Below are 18,260 nucleotides of genomic sequence, written 5' to 3'. Positions count from 1 at the left end.
TAATATTCCCTGCTTTGCCTGCTATGCTCTTGCTATCGCGCACAGCCCTCTTGTGCCAGTGCCAAGAGCGCGCGTAGGACGACAATGAAGCCACGACAGGACACAGCCCTTTTGAACATCGTCTATATTCTCAACAGCTATCCACAGCCGTCGCACAGTTTCATTCGCCGCGAAATCCGGGCGCTTGAGGCCCAGGGTCACAACGTCACCCGGATCGCGATGCGGGCGGGCGATGCGCCGCTGGTCGACGCGCAGGATGTCGAGGAAGCAGCGGCGACGACTTACGTGCTGTGCGCCGGCGCGGGTGCTCTGGGAATGGCCGCGCTGCGCAGCTTTCTTGCAGCACCTGCCCGGTTCGCGGCCGCCATGCGGCTGGCGATCCGGTGTGGCCGAAGGTCCGAGGCAGGTGTGGCCAAACACCTGATCTATCTTGCGGAGGCGGCCCATGTCGTACAGCTTTGCCGTGCGGCGCGAGCTTCCCACGCCCACGCGCATTTCGGCACCAATGCGGCTGCCGTGGCCATGCTGTCGAACGCGCTTGGCGGTCCGGCCTACAGTTTTACCGTCCACGGTCCCGAAGAATTCGATGCTCCGCGCGCCCTGTCTCTCCGCACAAAGATCGCGCGTTCAAAATTCACCGTGGCGATCACCAGCTTTGGCCGCAGCCAGCTTGCCCGCTGGGCGGGACCGGACCAATGGGACCGGATCAGGGTGGTCCACTGCGGGGTCGACAAGGCGCGCTTTCCTGCGCCCCAACCTCTCCCTGCCGGTCCCCCGCGTTTCGTCATCATAGGCCGCTTCGTCGAGCAGAAAGGCCAGCTTCTGGCGCTCGACGCATTGGCGCAATTGTGCGAAACGCATCCGGATGCGCACCTGACGCTGATCGGCGATGGCGAAATGCGCACTCAGATCGAAGATCGGATCGACGCACTTGATCTTGCAGCGCGTGTGACGCTTACGGGGTGGGTCGATGAGGCGCGGATCCTCGAAGAACTCAATGCAGCCCATGCGCTGCTGATGCCCAGCTTTGCCGAAGGCCTGCCAATGGTCATCATGGAAGCGATGGCCGCCGGGCGTCTCGTGATCGCCACTTATATCGCGGGGATTCCCGAACTTGTGCAGGACGGTGCAAACGGCTGGCTCGTCCCGGCAGGCGACGTCGCGTCGCTTGCGGGTGCGATGCGCGCCCTAGCGGAGACACCGGACACGAAGACAGCGGAAATGGCACAAGCCGCGCGGGCGCGTGTACTCGACCGGCACGATGCCGCGCTAGAAGCAGCAAAGCTTGCCACTCTTATAGCTGCCGGCTAGCGTCCGCGCGCCCACCGGGGCTGCGCGCGGTGCGGCAATCGCACCGACACGCCGACTGCGGCAAAGGCGACGAAACCCACCGGGTCCCGGAGGGCGTAACCCACAAGGGTGCGCGCCTCTGGCGGGGTGGGATCGTGGTTCGCCCAGCGTTCCGGATAGAGCGATCTTACTTCCGCAACCCCGATATCCTGGCGTCGGCGCACCCGAACCAGTGGTCCGAACCCCTCGATCATCGGCCAGCGATAGGTCGCGGGCACTCGAAAGCGTTCCTTGGGTAGAAAGCTGAGCCGCACGAAAGTGTCGTCGGAGATGATGTTGGGAAAGGGTCCCCACCGTTTGCGACCCTGCGCGTTCACGGCGAACACGCCAAATCCGGGCACGCCGTGCGTGCAAAACGGCAGGCTCGCCCAGAACCGCGCGTAGACACGGGTGAACGCGCTTGCGTCCGTCGTCACGATCGGGCTGCCGCTGGCGTAGCGTGGTGTATCTGCATCCAACACATCTGCCAGTTGCGCTAAAAGCTCTGCGCCAACGACCACATCCGCATCCACATACACCCTTGCGCCGTGGCACGCCGCCGCATCCCCGGCGTTAAGCGCCTTCATCTTGTCACCTTCAGGCAAATCGAGCACCGTCAGCGGCCAGCCCCTGCGCTCGAAACGTGCTGCGTGCGCACGTGCGATATCGGCGGTTGCATCGCTGCACCCGTTGGCCATAACGATCACTTCGACCGCAGCACCCGACGGGTCACTGCCCAACAGCGCATCGAGGCACTGCGCAATATAGTCGCTCTCGTCATGGGCGGGGATCAGGACACTCAGATCAACGGTCATCGCGCCGCTTTCACCAACGCGTCCCAGCGCGGATTGTCATCGTCGAGGTGCCGCAAAGCGCCCCAGCTGCCCCATTTCGTCGGCACATAGACGTCCGCATAAGCGTTGAACATGCCGCCCCCCGCCGCGCGCCACTCCGCGAACAGAGCCTCGTACAGCGCGCCCATTTGCGGCGTATAGTTCAGATGGTGGAAAAACGCGGTCAATCGGTCATCATCGACCTGCGCGCCGATGCCCACCACATGCGTGCCACCTTCGTACATGATCAGATCCAGGCCCGCCCTAGCCGCCACCGCCGCGTGATACGGCCACACGCGGCTGCCCAGATCCAACACGGTATCCGCCTGCTGACCCGACACCGAGCCGTCCGTCAGTTCCTGCGCGGCGACGGCGGTGGCGTAGTCATACTTTGACGACTCGATCGCCTGTTGGCGCGCGTCGCCGGTCAGTCCCTGCGCCGTCGCTGTTTCGGTTGCCTGCGCGAGGCTTTCGTCGAGCCAGCCGTGGACCATGTCCCGGCGCGCCTCCAGCCCGAGGATACCGCCGAAATAGCCCGTCACCGCGTAGGCGTCGAACGCCTCGACGGGTGCAGGCGCGCCTTCGGCCACCACCAGCGGCGCATTCAGGATGTCCTTTTCAAGTCCGAGCCAGCCGGTCTGGCTTGAGATCACATTGACCAGCCGGTCTTCGTGATCCCCGTATTCCATCGACCACAGCCGAGCGATCTGTGACGCCCGCAGCGCATAGAACTGTGTGCCGACGTCCTTCTTTCCCCAGCGCGCCTGCGCTTGCGAATCGGCCCAGCGGGTCTGGGCAAACTGAAAATTCCAAACCTCGTTGGAATACTCGACAAAAGCCTGTGCGTCAGGATCCAACCCGTCATGCACTTGTGCGGCGAAGGCGCGGACATAGGCGTCATCGGCCAGATGGGGCATGTTGAACCATGCATTCACCCCAAGGGTGTTAGCAAGCTTCAACATCACTTCCAGCGGCACACCATGATGCGCCCAGCTTGCGTCGTTTACCCTCGGGCTCCCCTCCCACTTCTGCACGTCTGAGTTGTTGGTCTCCATCCAATCCATAAACCGAAGTGTCCCGAACGGTTCCAACCGGCGCAGCCAGTCGGGATTGAAAATTTCCCCATTCTGCCACATCGCCAGTCGGTCCTCGTGCACCACGCTGATGTGACGGACCGGATCCGACGCCGAACTACGCTGGATGCGGATTTCGACGCTGCCCGGACCCGGTGTATAGTCAAAGCGAACCTCGCCCCGCCCGTAACGGATGTTGGACGCGCGCCCCAATGGCTCCACCACCCCCGATCCCTCGAAACGCAACACATAGCGCCCCGCCAGCGATACCGCAGCTTCGGGCTGGTCCGTCAGGATCAACGTACCGACAGACCCGGCCTCGCGCGGCAATCCTGTCACCCAGCCGTCGGCGTCGATGAAACCACCACTGACAAGTGCATCGTATTCGATACCACCGAACCTTCCGGGCAAATGGCCCAGCCACGGACGCGCCGTTTTCATTACATCTAGAAACGGCTGTTGCGCGCTCCAGTCCGTTACCGGTGCCAGCCCCACCGCCATGGGAATCCCAGCACTTGTTGCCGATGGCTGTGCAGTCGTCCGTACAGCAGGGATGACCGGCGGCGCGCGGCTGCCGATGGGCGCGGGCGGCGCGGTTTCGGCGGGTGCCGCCGTGAACTGACCACCCTGGTACGCATCGACTGCATTGCGCGCGACGCGCTGCAAACCCGCCGCCATCGCCGCATTCACAACATCGATGTGGGTGCCATAACGATCGGTCAGCTCGTGCGGCAATCCTGTGGGGTCCTTCCCGGTTAACACCGCGTATTGCACCATGGAAACAAAGTAATGCCCGCGCGCGTTCAGATGGATATCGTCATCGAACACCTCCGCGATACCCGCAAGGCCCGGCACGGTCCCCTCGGCAATAGCATCATCGAGCCGCGCCAAAGCCTGTCCGGCGGGAATGAGGCCGATCTGGCTGGCGGTATCGGGATGCCCTTCGCGCAGCAGCGCTACGATGTTCTCCCATGCCGCTAAATCGTCACGAATCCGCGTGCGCCAAGCCACATCGGATTTTGCGTCATGGGCAATCGCCACGCCCGTCCCGCTATTCAGACTGTGCCAGGTTTCCTGCACGAAAACGCGCACATCGGGGTTGGCGGCAAGCGCAAGGCCCGCGAAGGCCTCAGCGTAAACGCCCGTGTCACTCCATTTCAGGTGGTTGGCCAGCGGGATCGCTTCGGTCAGGACCAGATCGGTCGTGGTGCCCTGCGGCAAGACCATACGCGCGTCGATCCCTTCAGCGTTGTCCGAATTGTCCCAATTGTATTGGAGGGGCGCACCGTTGATAATCTGCGCCTCTACGCGTGCGCCCGGACTTGTCGCCTGCAACGCATTTTGCAGCATGTCCGGACTGGTTTGCCCGAACAGGCTGTGACCTACCATGACGACCGAAAAGAGGGCGCTTGCAAGATCGCTCATGCCGCGACCCCGCTGAACGGGGTGCGCCGCACGACATTCCAGGCGATCCGTTGCATCGCGGCGCCCGCCTGCGCATCAGGCGCCTGCGCCGGCCTGCCATCCGCCCGCAGCAACCTTCGCGGCAGACCGGCAGGGTCCCGGTGGTACAGGGCCGCATAGTGGGTCAGCGCGACCAGATAGGCCCCCAGATCACCCAGATGGATCGTATCCACAGCGCCTTCAGGCGTGCGCGCAAACAGATCGGATCCGGTATCGACGTTGCCGATGCCGTCCGCCTCGTCCAGCGCCCGCACAAACGCCGCCAACACCTGCCCCGCCGGGATCAGATGGATCGGCGTTCCCAGTTCCGCGACAGCAGGCAAGGCGAGTTGCCGCAGCCAAAGCGCCTCGTAATCGGCATCTATGCGGTCAAGCCAACCGGCAGGATCATCCGTATGATGCCATGTCTCATAGAGATACAGCTTGGCATCGGGACCGCCTGCGCGGACCAGCCGCGCCCAATTTGCGAGATATTGCGCGCTGTCGTGATAGGTCAGTGCATCGCGCAGTTCGACCATTTCGGTCAGTACCACCGCGCTGAACGTCCCCGAAGTCAACGCTTCGCGCGCCGGGACGAAACGCGGATGATCGTTCTCGATGTCGAAGCCGCCGACCGGCACGTCCGGATGCCAGTGCGCCCGCAAGCTCGCGCCCCAGCCTAATTGGCTGGCATAGCTGTGCCCCGCAGGTGCAAGCTGCGCCAGCATGGCAGGCATGTCGCGCCCGACCAGAGAGTGACCCAGATGAAACACGTTCAACGCCCCCGGGGGCGGATCAAGCGGGGCGGTGTAGAGCGCGCGCGCCTGCGTCTCGCGCGCGCGACGCATCCCCGCACGCAGTGCCAATGCCACTCCCACACCTATTACGGCCCCCGCCGCGACCCGCGCCATGCCGCGTCTAGTGTATGTCTTGCCTGTCACCTGTTCAGCCCGCAAACCGCTTTGCCTCAGACTGCCCAACTGCCACGCCGGTGACAAGGATTCCCGCCGCATGGACGTATGCGCCGGCAAGACTTTCCATGCGGTGAAATGGCGGTGGTGGGTCGACGAAATGTGCATCAAACCGGGCCCGGCGGCGGTCAATTTTTACCCACAGCCTGTCGAAGCCGAACAAGGCGCCGCTCATCGGATACTGCGCCTTGTAGGCCGCTTCCTTAGCGGAAAAAATGAGCTTCGCCATCACGCCTTGCTCTGCATGGGGAAGGCTGGAAAGCCAGTCGCGCTCTGGGCAGGTGCAGATTTCCTCAACAAGATCATCAGGCAGCGACGCGTCATCTTCGATGTCCACACCGATGCCGGCCCAGTCGGTGCAAAGCCCGACGGTCGCGACACATGCCGTTGCGGTGTGTGAGATGCTCCCCAAGAGTCCTTCGGGCCAGATCGGGGCACGGTCAGCCCCGGCCAGCACCGGCGCGGGCGGCAGCCCGAGTGTCGCCATTGCCGCCCGCGCCGCTGCCCGGCCGGAATGAAACTCCGCTTGCCGCTTTGGCACCGCCCGGCCCACGAGAGCCGCTTCGGACGCGTGCACATGATCGGGCATCAGTCGGGGATCGCGCGCCGCAACGCCAAGACCCAGCGGCAGCACCGAGCGCGTAAGATCCGCGATGAGGTCGATCTGCGCCGTCACGTGCCGGCCCTGGTCCTACCTGCCCGCATCGCACGCCGCTTTGACATAGTCTCCGATTTCACCGGCGTTTCCTGCTGTGCACCGGTCGGTTCCTCCGGCGTGGGTTTCCCCGCCTGCTGAAGGTGTGCCGCCAATGCCTCCAGCGTGGGATAGCGGAAGATGTCGGTGATACTGAGCCGGTCCGTGTCGAGCGCAGCCCTGATGTCGCGGTGGGCCTGCACCGCCAGCAGCGAATGACCACCCAGCGCAAAAAAACTATCCGTCGGCTGCACCTGCGTGACACCCAGGACCGTACGCCAGACTGCGGCGATGGCCTCTTGCATGTCGTCGGCGGGTGCCAGCGGGGCGCTGGCAGTGACCGGTGATGCAGGCACGGGCAAGGCTTTGCGGTCTATTTTCTTATTCGGTGTCAACGGCATCCGGGCTATTTCAACGATGCGCGCAGGTATCATGATACCGGGAAGTCGCGTTGCAAGTACGCGGCGCAGCGCCTCCTCATCGTCCAGCTTGCCCGTTACGTAGCCGACCAATTGTGTGCCGCCCGGCGCCTCACGGGCGATCACGACCGCCTGCGTGATCCCGGCAACAGCGGTCAGCGCGTTTTCGATCTCACCCAATTCGATCCGGTGGCCACGGATCTTTACCTGATCGTCGGCGCGCCCGATGAAGCCGAGGATGCCATCTTCGCGCCATGCTGCCAGATCACCGGTGCGGTACATCTTTCCCGCACCGAACGGATTGTCGACAAACCGTTCCGCAGTCATCGCCGCGCGGTTCCAGTACCCCTGCGTTACCCCGTCGCCAGCGATATACAGCTCACCCGGAACACCCGCAGCGACCTGAGAGAGGCGCTCGTCCAGAACGTACGCCTGCGTATTGGCGATGGGCGTACCGATAGCTGCGGTACTCTCGGCCTGCGTCATTTCATGCGTTGTGGACCAGATCGTCGTTTCCGTCGGACCGTACATGTTCTGAAGCCGTGCGGATGTCGCCCGCATCAAATCCGTTGCCAACGCACCGGGCAAGGCTTCACCGCCGACCATGAGCTCTTTCAGCCCGCCAAGCGCGTGTCGTGCGGTGTCATCCATGACGATCATCTGCGCCATCGAGGGTGTGCATTGCAGATGACTGACCTTGTGGCGCACCATTTGCGCGGCCAGCGAGAAATCGTCGGCTTCAAGGGCGCTCCCTGCATTGGCGCGCGCCAGGACGTCGGCAAGTCGCTTCAACCCTTCCAGCACTGTATCCACGTCGATGCCGTAATCGATCAGACAGGCGACTTCGTCCACCCCGATGCGTTTCAGCTCTTCGGTCCGCGCAATGCCATCCTCGACCGTACCAAACAGTCCGCTGTCGTTGAAATACCGCTGGAATGCAAATTCGAGGATCGCTTCCATTTCTTCGGAATCAAGTCCGGCAAGGTCCACGTGAAACGGGTTGGTCACGCCCTTCGGCTTCTTGAATGCGGGAAAGGCCCAGGCATATTGCTTGATCAGTCCGGCCGCAGAGCGCAGATAGTCCTTCATCGGGGCGCGTGCGACTTCCTCCGCCTGCGCACGGGTATCCGCCAGATAGGCGTGCAGCATGACCGTCACCTTGAAATTCGCCGGATCATGCCCCGCCCCGCGCAGGGCGGCGTGGTAGATCTTGATCTTGTCGCCGACTTCCGCAACCGATTGGCCCAGCAGATGGGTCAGCACGTTTGCGCCGATCTCACCAGCTTCTTTCCATGTCTCGGGGTTGCCTGCGGTCGTGACCCAGATCGGCAATTCGGTCGACACCGGGCGTGGCTGGGTGACGACGGGGAACGGAGTGCCTTCTTTCGTGGCAAAGTCCACCGCATCGCCGCGCCAGAGGCTGCGTAGCTGTTTGATGGCGGAATACATTGCGGGTTTGTTGTCGGGGGGCGTGTTTTCGGGGCGCAGAACAAAGTCATCGGGCTGCCAGCCGCTGGCGATGGCGAGGCCAACGCGCCCATTGGTCAGATTGTCGATCACCGCCCATTCCTCCGCGATCCGCGCGGGGTGGTGTAGGGGTGCGACACACGATCCCGCCCGTACCGCGAGGTTCTGCGTGACGGCCGCAACGGCGGCACCGGTCACCGACGGGTTGGGATATGGGCCGCCAAATGCGTGAAAATGCCGTTCCGGCGTCCAGACCGCGTTGAATCCGTTAGCATCCGCAAACCGGGCGCCGTCGAGCAGCAGCCGGTATTTTTCGCGCCCGATACCGTCATCATTGCCCCAGTAGAAAAGGCTGAAATCGATCTTGCGATCCGAAATCCCGATTGGCCCGCGCGACAGTTCCGTGCGGCTGTCGTCGCCCGCCAGTACCAGCTTCAAACCGCGCGACAAGGTCCAGAACAGTTCAAGCACGGAGATATCGAATGACAGGCTCGTCACGGCGAGCCAGGCATCGCCTTGCACATGTTCGATCCGCGCATCCATGCCCGCAAAGAAATTGGCGACATTCCCGTGCGCCACCATTACGCCCTTGGGCGTGCCCGTCGATCCGGACGTGTAGATCAGGTAAGCAAGCGTATCCGCGCCCGCCCCCGCCGCCGGGTTGGTGTCGGCAAAACCGTCAAGAGTACCATCGTCGAGCAGCACCAGCTTCGCCTCGCCATTCGGCAGTCCCTGCGCGAGAGCCTTTTGCGTCACGATAACCGGCGCGCCGCTGTCGGTAATATAGTGCCGGATACGATCGGCGGGATACGCTGGATCAAGCGGTACATAGGCCCCGCCCGCCTTGAGGATGCCCAGCGCCCCGATCAACAGATCCGGGTTACGCCCCGTCGACAGGCCAACGGGTGTGCCCACGGTCACGCCTTGCGCGATCAACGCATGTGCCAGCCGGTTCGCGGCTACATTGAGTTGCGCGAATGTAAGGCTTTGATCCTCAAAAACCAGCGCGGTGGCGTCGGGTGTGCGCGCCACCTGCGCTTCAAAGCTCTCGTGGATCGGTACTGCGGCATAATCTGTCTGCGTGGCGTTCCAGTCGTTGGTCAGAAGCTTGCGCTCGATCTCCGGCAAGCCGGTATTCCCCTGCAAAGCGTGCGCAAGCCGCGCTGCGAGCAGATCAAGCGCCGCCACCGAAAGCACCCCCGCATCTGCGTGCAGTGTGATTTCGCCATGGCCGAGTACCACGGTCAGCGCGGCGCCGGCAACCGGCGCATCGCCGACCATGATCGACGGGCGGTTCGCTGCAAGGGCCGGATCCCGCATGGCAAGATCCGTCGCGAAGCCGCCTGTTGCGCCGATTCGAGCCATCTGCGGCTTAATCGGGGCGCCGATATCCAGCGGCACCCAATCGCCTGCAAACCCGCGCAGCACCGGTGTGACGGCATGACCGACGCTGCCCGCTCTGCCCACGCTTTGCCGCAGAAACGCCGCAACCGCCTCGCGTGCTTCCGGAGCGGTTACGCCGGTCGGAACCGGAACCGTCCGCACGATCCACTCGCCCGTCACGCGGCCCCGCGCGAGGGGCAAGTCAAGCGCATCGGCACGCGCCAGCGCCCGGCGCCAATGCGCCTCGTCCGCGACCAAAGAGGTTTGTGCGGCCGCATGACGGGGCCCCGGCGGCAGCAAAACCGCACCGACATCCGGCAACGCCACCCCTTCGCCCAGCGCCTCGACCCCCTCCAGCGATACGGCGCCGTCCGCCGTAGCGACCAGCAGCCGATCCCCGTCCGCTTCCAGCACCGTGCCGGCCACCCCGTGTCCCACCGCCGCCACAGCCCGCTTGACCAGAAAAACAACGTCGGCAAGGGCGATCTTTGAAATACCGAATGGGTTCCAGTAGCCACCAAAATCCAGCCCGCGCACCAAGGCGAGCAGATCAGCCGTCGGTTGACCAAAATCCAGCAAACCCAAAGCAGTAGGGCGTTGGTCCTTGGCGAAATAGCTGCGCTCGCGCAAATCCTGCGGCTGCCGCGCCAGCGTACTGCTTTCCAGCTGCGCCATCACCCGCACAAAGCTTTCCATACCCGCTGCATAGCATTTTGAATTGAGGCTGAAGGCGGTCTCATCATCGGCGATGTCGATGATTTGCTGCGCCAACAGATCGCCTTCGTCCACTCCGCCTTCGAGCAGATGCCAGCTGACTCCGTGGCGTACCTCGCGGTTGATCACCGCCCAAGCAGGCGTGTTCAACCCGGCATAGCGCGGCAGGGGGCCGTCGTGAAAATTCACCGCGCCTTTGACCGGGAGCGCCAGAACAGCGTCCGGCAAGATGCGCAGGTTTGCAATGCTCAGAAGCCAGTCGAATGGACCCAGGTCCGCAGCATACAGATCGTTGGCACGGTGGAAAACCGTGATGCCGTGCGCCTGCGCCCACGCCGCGACATCCGCATCATCACTCACCACCGCCCTGATCCTGTGTCCGCCAGCGTGGATGATGTCCGCGCAGGCAATCGTCAGCGACTGGTCGCCGAGGATCACACAGGAAAACGCGGATGGGTTGAACGGTGCGGTCATGGTCGGTCCTCCCGGGACAGGCGGTATCTGGTGATGGCGTGGCTCATCATGTCGCTGAGAAACCACTGCGGATCCTGCGGTTTGCGTCCCGCAAGCCCCATGCGCAAACGGTGCAGCAGCCCCCCCCCAACATGGGCGAGCAGCGCGCAAGCAGCATAAACACGCCCGTAATTCTTGATAAAATAGTGGCGGCGGGAATCGTACCAGTACTGCGGCATGCGTGATTTGGTTTTCATACCGGTCGAAACGGATCCGATGTGTACGACACGGCTTTGCGGCACGTACCAACACCACCACCCCGCCCGCGCGGCCCGCAGACACAGGTCCGTCTCCTCGAAATACAGAAAGAAAGTCTCGTCGAAGATGCCGATATCATCCAGCATCGATCGACGCAGCATCATGCTGGCGCCGGCGCTCCAATCCACCTGTTGGGTGATGCCCGGCTGCGGCAGCACAACCCGAGCATGCGACAACAACCGTGAAACCGCGCCCAGACGGGCGGCTCCTTCGAATTCGCCCGCGATAGACGGAAAGCGGAAGGCCGTCGTGTGGGTTTGCCCGTCCTCTCCACGCACATGCGAACAGGCGATGCCGGCGTCCGGCGTCGCCTCCAGATGGTCGATCAGCGCACGAATGGACCCTGCGTCCGGGAATGCATCGGAATTCAGGATGTAGACATAGTCGGGTGCCCCGCCATCGCTCAGCATGGCCCGTATGCCGATGTTGTTGCCTGCACCAAAGCCGCCATTGACTGGCGAGCCGATCACGCGGACGCGTCCACCTTCGTGCCAGCCCCGCACGTCGACCTCGCGGCGCAACATATCTTCTGATCCGTCGCCCGACGCATTGTCCACGATCACCAGCTCACCGCCCATCGCGTCAAGGTCGGCCAAAGCCGCCGTGGCCGCGCGCAGCGTCATCTCCGGCGTGCGGTAGTTCAACAGGACACAGAGGAGTGTGGGCCGCGCCATCGTGCTTACTCTGCCGCCGTCGCTTGCGGCGCGGTATCTTCTTGCACCAAGGCGTCCGCAATCGCTTCGCGCAGCTCGGCGGCCAGCACGACAACATTCGGTGACAGCACCATGCTGTCGTGATCGCCGGGCACCTCGATCACCCGCACATGGGGCGCAAAGCGGGTCCAGTCATTGTCGGCAAAGACATATTCGCGCGCGGCACTGATCCAGTTGCCATCACTGACCTTATATTGACGGTCCAATGCGGGCCGCAGCAGGATCATCTGCCCCTGCCAATCCGGCGTTTGGTAGCGGCTGACCGCACGCAGAAACGCCGCTTCGATCTTGGTATTGTTGAACTGCGCCTCGACTGGCGCTGCCGCCTTGATCGCGCGCTTGGAACGCTCCCACGCAAGGCGGTCACGACCCCATTCGAGCAGGTATCGGGGGCCTTTGCGCTGCAACTCGGCCATTTTGATCAGCGCCTTGTCACGACGGCCAAGTGCGGGTCTCACCGGCAAAGGCGTATCCAGCAGCGCCAGCACGGCCACCTCCTCGCCCGCTTCCTTCAGTTGACGCGCCATCTCGTAGGCGGTGATCCCCCCGCCTGAAAAACCGGACAGCAGGTAGGGGCCGTGCGCCTGCACCTGCCGCATTTCGGCGATACAATCGGCGGCGGCTTCCTCGATCGTTTCATGCGGCGCGGCATCGCCGATAAGGCCGCGCGCCTGAAGACCGAAAACCGCCCGCTCCTGCGCGAATTGCAATGCCAGATGGCGCAGGTTCAATACATTGCCGAACATACCCGCGACCACGAACAACGGTGCTGCGCGCGACGGCTCAACGCCGTTGAGCGGTACCAGGTGGGTAAAACTATGCTGTGTCGGCGCCGGGTCATGGGACGTGCCTGTCCCATCCGCGCCCGTCCGGTCGACGATCCGGGCCGCGCATTCGGCGATTGTCGGGGCTTCAAACAGGATAGAGATCGGGAACTCGACACCGAATTCCCGTTTTACCGCCGCGAACAAGCGCACGGCGATCAAGGAGTGTCCACCCAGATCGAAGAAACTGTCATCCACCCCCACCGGTGAAACGCCTAGCAATTTTGACCACATGCCGGCGAGCTTTTGCTCCACCGGACCGCGCGGCGCCGTGTAGCCTTCCAGATCGGTACGCTCAAAACTCTGGCCCTGCGCCTGGCTGCGCGGCGGCATGTCCGCCTGTGCGATCAACGCGTTAAGGGGCAGCGATGAGACATAGATCTGCGACGCGCCGGTGCCCAACGCGCGCGATAGCGCCTGCGGGCCCTGCGCCGCAGCGATACCCTGCGAAACAAGATAGGCCAGACGTTCTTCGGCCTCGCTCAGCGGCCGCGCCGGTGCATCGGGGTCAGCATCGAAATGTACTTCTGCCGGTGTCAGCGGTGCGGTATGTGCCGAAAAACCGTCCCTCAGCCGCGTCATTGCGAAATCACGGACTTCGACCAATACGCGGCCTTCGACGTCGCATATCGTCACATCGAACCGCGCCGCGCCATCTGCCCCCTGCGCACGGCGCATATGGCTGTATATTTCGCGCTGCAGCGGTGCATACACCTCCAGCGCGCCATACGATACCGGAACCCAGAGGTCTGTCGCATCGTAATCGGGGGCAAGACCGACGGCCCATCCTGTTGCCAGATCCAAGAGCCCCGGATGCAAGACCTGCCCCTGCTCAAGCGGTGCATCAAGGACCAGCCGCGCAAGCCCTTCGTCCACGCCGATCTGGCGGCTGCGCAATACATGCCACTGCGCGCCGAAGCGCAGATGCGCTTCTTGCGGGATCCGCAGATACGTACCCTCCGCCTCCTCGACCGAACCAAGCCGTGCAGAAATTTCTTTAAGATCGATTGAACGCAACGACGGTGTGCCGCGCTCGATGCGGGCCTCTGCATGGGTTTGCCAGCCGTCGCGTCCTTCGAAACGGCACGCGCTTGCCAGCGTTGCGGTCAAACCGTCGTCTTGCGCGACAAGACTGACCCGGATCGGACGCGCCGACGTATCGTCCATGGTCAAGGCCCGCAGGAAATACAGATCGCGCAGGTTGAACGGCCCGTGGATCCCGGCACCCCGTGCGCCTTGGGCGAATGCTTCGATGATGCCGGTGCCGGGCATGACCGGTGTGCCATCGGCCATACGATGCTGGTTCAGCACCCAATCGTTGCGCGCATCCAGCGTGCCATGAAACTGCGTCTCGTCTTCATGCATTGCGACGCAATCCAGTAGCGGCAATTTGATCGGGCGTGGCGGTAGAACGTCCACCGTTGCGGTGCCGACAGCTTCGGCGGCCATACCGACATCGGCCCAGACGCCCCAGTTGACCGCGACAACCCGCGTCTGTCCGCCCCTGCGGGCAAGCGCATAGGCATTCAAATACTCGTTGGCAGCCACATAATCGACCTGCCCCGCGCCCCGCGTTGCAGTGGAGGTCGAGGCGAAAAGCACCATTAGATCCACCCGCCCGTCCGGCAAAAGCTGATCCAGAACCCGTAGTCCCATTACCTTGGGCGCCAGAACCGCGTCCACCTGCGCCTGGGTTTTTCCCAACAGCGGCGCGTCGTCAAGCGCACCCGCCGCGTGAATGGCGCCGTTAATCCGACCCTCGGTCTCCAGCGCGTCTATGACCCTGCGCATCTGCGCGACGTTGACGACATCCGCCGTGCGCACGTCGATACGCCCTCCGGCAGCTTCCAGACGTTGGACCGCGCGGATGCGGCGGGCCACGGGATCGCTGGCCGGCACTGTCTCGAGGACACGTTTCCAGGCCGTGCGATCGGGGATGGCCGTCCGGCTCAGCAACACCACATGCGCATCGTAACGGGCCAACAGATCTGCGGCGATGGTTTGCCCGATGCCGCCGAAACCGCCGGTAATGAGATATCTACCGCCCCGCTTGAACGCGGGTTCCTCCGGCTGGGGCAGCGGCTGTGTACGAAGCCCGCGCACCAGCCGTCGTGGCCCGCGCAGGGCGGCGACGGTGTTGGCCGGGGTTGCAAGCAGGTCTTCAAGCAATCGGTCGGTCATATCCGATGGTGCGTCCGGCGCGCTGCGCCTAAACCGCCCGCGCTGCCGGGGCTGTGGCGCAAGTTCGATGTCAAGCGTGGCGCAGGTAACGCCCGGAATTTCGCGCGGCATGACGCCTGCGGGGCCACTGATCATCGCTTTCTCGGGATGGGGCAGCGGCTCTGCCGCGACGGACGCGGCACCGGTGGTGATCACCGTCAGATGCCGGTCCGCGACAGGTTCCAATTCTGCCAACACCTGACCGAGCCACAGCAAGCTGTAGAAGCCCTGCTCCATGTTACGGCTGAATTCATCGCTGCCCGCGCGAAAGCTCGCACCCCGGGTGACCAGCCAGAAATGCGCAATGCGGTCCGGCAAACAATCGGCGGACTTGAGCGCCGTCATCAACGCCTCATACCCCTCGCGCCCCTGTTCGGGCGCCAGCGTATAGCGCCCCTGCCCCAGATCGGCAAAGCTGTCACCCGCCCGTACGGTAATGACCCGTGCACCCGCGCGCTCCAGCCGCGCTATCACCTCATCGGCGACGCCAGCCTGATCCGCGAAAACAAGCCAGTTTTGCCCGCGCACCGTCGCCAGCGCGGCGTCCAGATCGGCGTCCACATCCGCGAACTGCGCCCGCCAGCTTGGCACCGCGCCCCAGTCGGACATCTCGTCCAACCGCGCGATAGCGGCGGTCGGCGCTTCGGCGGTGTGTCGACCCGGCTCGATGAAATACGGGCTACGCTGAAATTGGTAGGTCGGTAAAATCACCCGGTTGCGCCGGGCCTCGCCCCAGACCTGCTGCCAGTCCGCCTCGACTCCGCAGGCCCACAGACGCGCCATCACACCGATGAAATACAGATCATCCGGCAGCGCCTGATCGGGATGGCGCAATGAGCTGAGCACCTGCGCGGGCTTTACCGCCGCGCACAATTGCGCCAACGACGACAGGGCTTTTCCGGGCCCGACTTCGAGAAATACGCGCGGCGCGCCACTGGCCAGCGTTTCCATGCAATCGGCGAAATTCACGGTATTGCGCAGCTGCCCGACCCAGTAATCCGGATCGGTGGCCTGTTGCGCCGTGATTTCAACCCCGGTGCGGTTGGACAGGAACGGTATCTTCGGTGCCTGCAAGTCCAGCCCTGCGAGGAACGCACGGTATTCCGGCAAGATCGGGTCCAACATGCGGCTGTGCGCAGCGATGTCGATGGCGATCCGATGGCTGTCGATATCCGATGCGGCAAGCTGCGCAGCAAGCGCATCCAATGCGGCAACGGGTCCAGAGATCGCCGTCAATTCGGGGCCGTTGACGCTGGCGATGTCCAGATCGTCAGTAAGATACGGGCGGATCGCCGCCTGCGAGAGCGGTACGCTGAGCATACCGCCTGCGGGAACGGTATCGAACAGACGGCCGCGCAGAAGCACCAGGTCAATCAGGCTTTCAAAGCTCAATACGCCCGCCAGACAGGCTGCGACGTTCTCGCCCATCGAGTGGCCGACCATCGCTGCCGGTTTCACACCCCAGCCGATCCACAGCTGCGCCAGCGCATACTCCACGATGGCGATCAGCGGCAGCTGGACGGAAGGTGTCTTGAACCTTTGCGCAGCAGCCGCGCTGTCCTGCGCTTTGGGCAACCAGAGCGCGCGAATATCGTAATCAAGCTGTTGCGAGAGGTGATCAAGCCCGCGATCCATCGCCTCGGCAAAGACCGGCTCGGTCTCGTAGAGATCGCGCGCCATGTCGGGATACTGCGCGCCGCCGCCCGGAAACATGAAGACCACGCCGGGCGCGTCAGCCAATCTTTGGTGGGTGAAAACCCGGCGGGTGTCTTTCGCCTCCAGTAAATCCGCCGCCTCGGTTGTAGTTTCGGCCACGACGACGCGCCGATGTTCGAAGCCCCGCCGCCCATTCTTCAACGTGTGTGCGACATCGGCCAGATCAAGGTCCGGATGCGTGCGCAGATGCGCCGCAAGTGCCGCCGTATTCGCCTCGAGCGCGGCCTTGGACCTTGCCGAAATGCATAATGGCTGGAACGGGAAATCGCTTTCCTCGGACGCCGCGCGCAAAGGCGCCTCGGCAAGGACCACATGCGCATTCGTGCCCCCCACGCCCAGCGCGTTCACGGCGGCATGGCGCGGACGGGTGCCGCGCGGCCAAGCGGTCAGCGTGTCGTTCACCCGAAATGGGCTGCCGTCGAACCCGATGGCGGGGTTGGGTGCCTCGTATCCCAACGACGGCGGCATCGCCTCGTGATGGAGCGCGAGGCTGGCCTTGACCAGACCAGCCACGCCTGCGGCCGTATCGAGATGGCCGATGTTCGTTTTCACCGACCCGACGCGGGCGAAATCGTCTTTCGCGGTTTGAGCGCGATAGGCATCGGTCAGCGCGGCAACCTCGATCGGGTCGCCCAGATAAGTGCCGGTGCCGTGGCATTCGACAAGCTCGATCTGCTCTGCCGGGACACCTGAGGCTTCCAGCGCCTTGTCAATGGCTGCCGACTGTCCGTCGACCGATGGCGCGAGGTATCCGGCCTTGGCCGCGCCGTCGTTGTTGATTGCGGATCCTTTGATCACGGCCCAGATGTGGTCCCCGTCCGCTTGCGCATCCGACAACCGCTTGAGCGCGACACAGCCCGCGCCCGATCCAAAGACCGTGCCTTGCGCGCGATGGTCGAAGGCGTGGCATTCCCCGTCTGGCGACAGAATCTCGTTTTCCCTGAAGATATACCCCCGCCCCTGCGGCAATTCGATGGTCACACCACCGGCAAGCGCCATATCCACTTCGCCCGCGCGCAAAGCGGCAGCGGCATAGTGGATCGCAACCAATGACGTTGAACAGGCGGTTTGCAGGTTGATCGACGGGCCCTTGAGATCGAACACATGGCTTACCCGGGTCGACAAGAAATCCTTGTCGTTGCCGGTGTGACGCAGCAAAAACATGCCCACTTCGTCGACGAGGTCCGGGTTCGAGCAGATGTTGAAATAGAAATAGCTGCCCATGCCGCACCCGGCATAAACGCCAACGGGTCCGGCAACGGTTTCAGGAACGTGCCCCGCCTGTTCCATCGCTTCCCATGCGACTTCAAGAAACTTGCGGTGTTGCGGATCGAGGATCGCAGCGTCCTTTGGGGAGAATCCGAAAAATTCTGCATCGAATGTCTCGAAGCCGTCAAGAACAGCCGCGGCCCGCACATAGTTCTTGCGCGCGATGTTCTGCGGCGTTTCCCCTGCGGCCAGCAGTTCTTCTTCGCTCAGCTTGCGGATCGAGGAGATGCCGTCGCGCAGGTTTCGCCAGTATTGCGTCACTGTATCCGCCCCGGGTACGTTCACTGCCATTCCGACAATTGCGATATCTTCACGTGCCGGTCCGTCTTGGCGGCTGTGATTGGTCATCTCATTCTACCCCTCGGCCTGCCTTCGCGGTGCAAGCAGGCGCCCCCACGGCATTTTAATCGAAATCAGTCAA

At 63.4% G+C, this 18,260-nt stretch carries 8 protein-coding genes; 1 reads left to right on the top strand and 7 read right to left on the bottom strand.

Going from position 1 to position 18,260, the window contains the following annotated elements:
• Positions 1–84 precede the first annotated feature (84 nt).
• Entirely contained in the window at positions 85–1,311 is a 1,227-nt protein-coding gene (locus Q1A06_RS00720; protein ID WP_366523477.1) for a glycosyltransferase, read from the top strand.
• Here the strand turns inward: Q1A06_RS00720 and Q1A06_RS00715 are convergent.
• The 7 genes from Q1A06_RS00715 to Q1A06_RS00685 are packed head-to-tail and all read right to left on the bottom strand — an operon-like array spanning position 1,308 to position 18,187.
• A complete protein-coding gene (locus Q1A06_RS00715; RefSeq protein ID WP_299557660.1) occupies positions 1,308–2,144 on the bottom strand; it encodes a glycosyltransferase in 837 nt (278 codons plus the stop codon). The genes Q1A06_RS00720 and Q1A06_RS00715 overlap by 4 nt on opposite strands.
• A complete protein-coding gene (locus Q1A06_RS00710) occupies positions 2,141–4,660 on the bottom strand; it encodes a hypothetical protein (protein WP_299557659.1) in 2,520 nt (839 codons plus the stop codon). Before Q1A06_RS00710 ends, Q1A06_RS00715 begins: the two co-directional genes overlap by 4 nt.
• Positions 4,657–5,619, bottom strand: coding sequence for a hypothetical protein (locus Q1A06_RS00705; protein ID WP_299557657.1), 963 nt, complete (start codon positions 5,617–5,619; stop codon positions 4,657–4,659). The genes Q1A06_RS00710 and Q1A06_RS00705 overlap by 4 nt, the downstream gene beginning before the upstream one ends.
• Positions 5,620–5,623: 4 nt before the next feature.
• Entirely contained in the window at positions 5,624–6,325 is a 702-nt protein-coding gene (locus Q1A06_RS00700) for a 4'-phosphopantetheinyl transferase superfamily protein (protein WP_299557655.1), read from the bottom strand.
• The gene (locus tag Q1A06_RS00695) at positions 6,322–10,800 is read right to left on the bottom strand and encodes a MupA/Atu3671 family FMN-dependent luciferase-like monooxygenase (protein WP_299557653.1); all 4,479 of its coding nucleotides are present in this window, start codon (positions 10,798–10,800) and stop codon (positions 6,322–6,324) included. Before Q1A06_RS00695 ends, Q1A06_RS00700 begins: the two co-directional genes overlap by 4 nt.
• Complete coding sequence (locus Q1A06_RS00690; RefSeq protein WP_299557651.1) at positions 10,797–11,771, bottom strand: glycosyltransferase family 2 protein; 975 nt, start codon at positions 11,769–11,771, stop codon at positions 10,797–10,799. Before Q1A06_RS00690 ends, Q1A06_RS00695 begins: the two co-directional genes overlap by 4 nt.
• 5 nt (positions 11,772–11,776) lie before the next feature.
• Entirely contained in the window at positions 11,777–18,187 is a 6,411-nt protein-coding gene (locus Q1A06_RS00685) for a type I polyketide synthase (RefSeq protein ID WP_299557649.1), read from the bottom strand.
• Positions 18,188–18,260: the final 73 nt, after the last annotated feature.

Origin of the sequence: uncultured Sulfitobacter sp. (genome assembly GCF_947497275.1) — a bacterium.
Taxonomy (GTDB): Bacteria; Pseudomonadota; Alphaproteobacteria; order Rhodobacterales; family Rhodobacteraceae; genus Sulfitobacter.
Note: the sequence above shows the minus strand (reverse complement) of the source record. Positions and strands in the feature narration are given on the sequence as shown.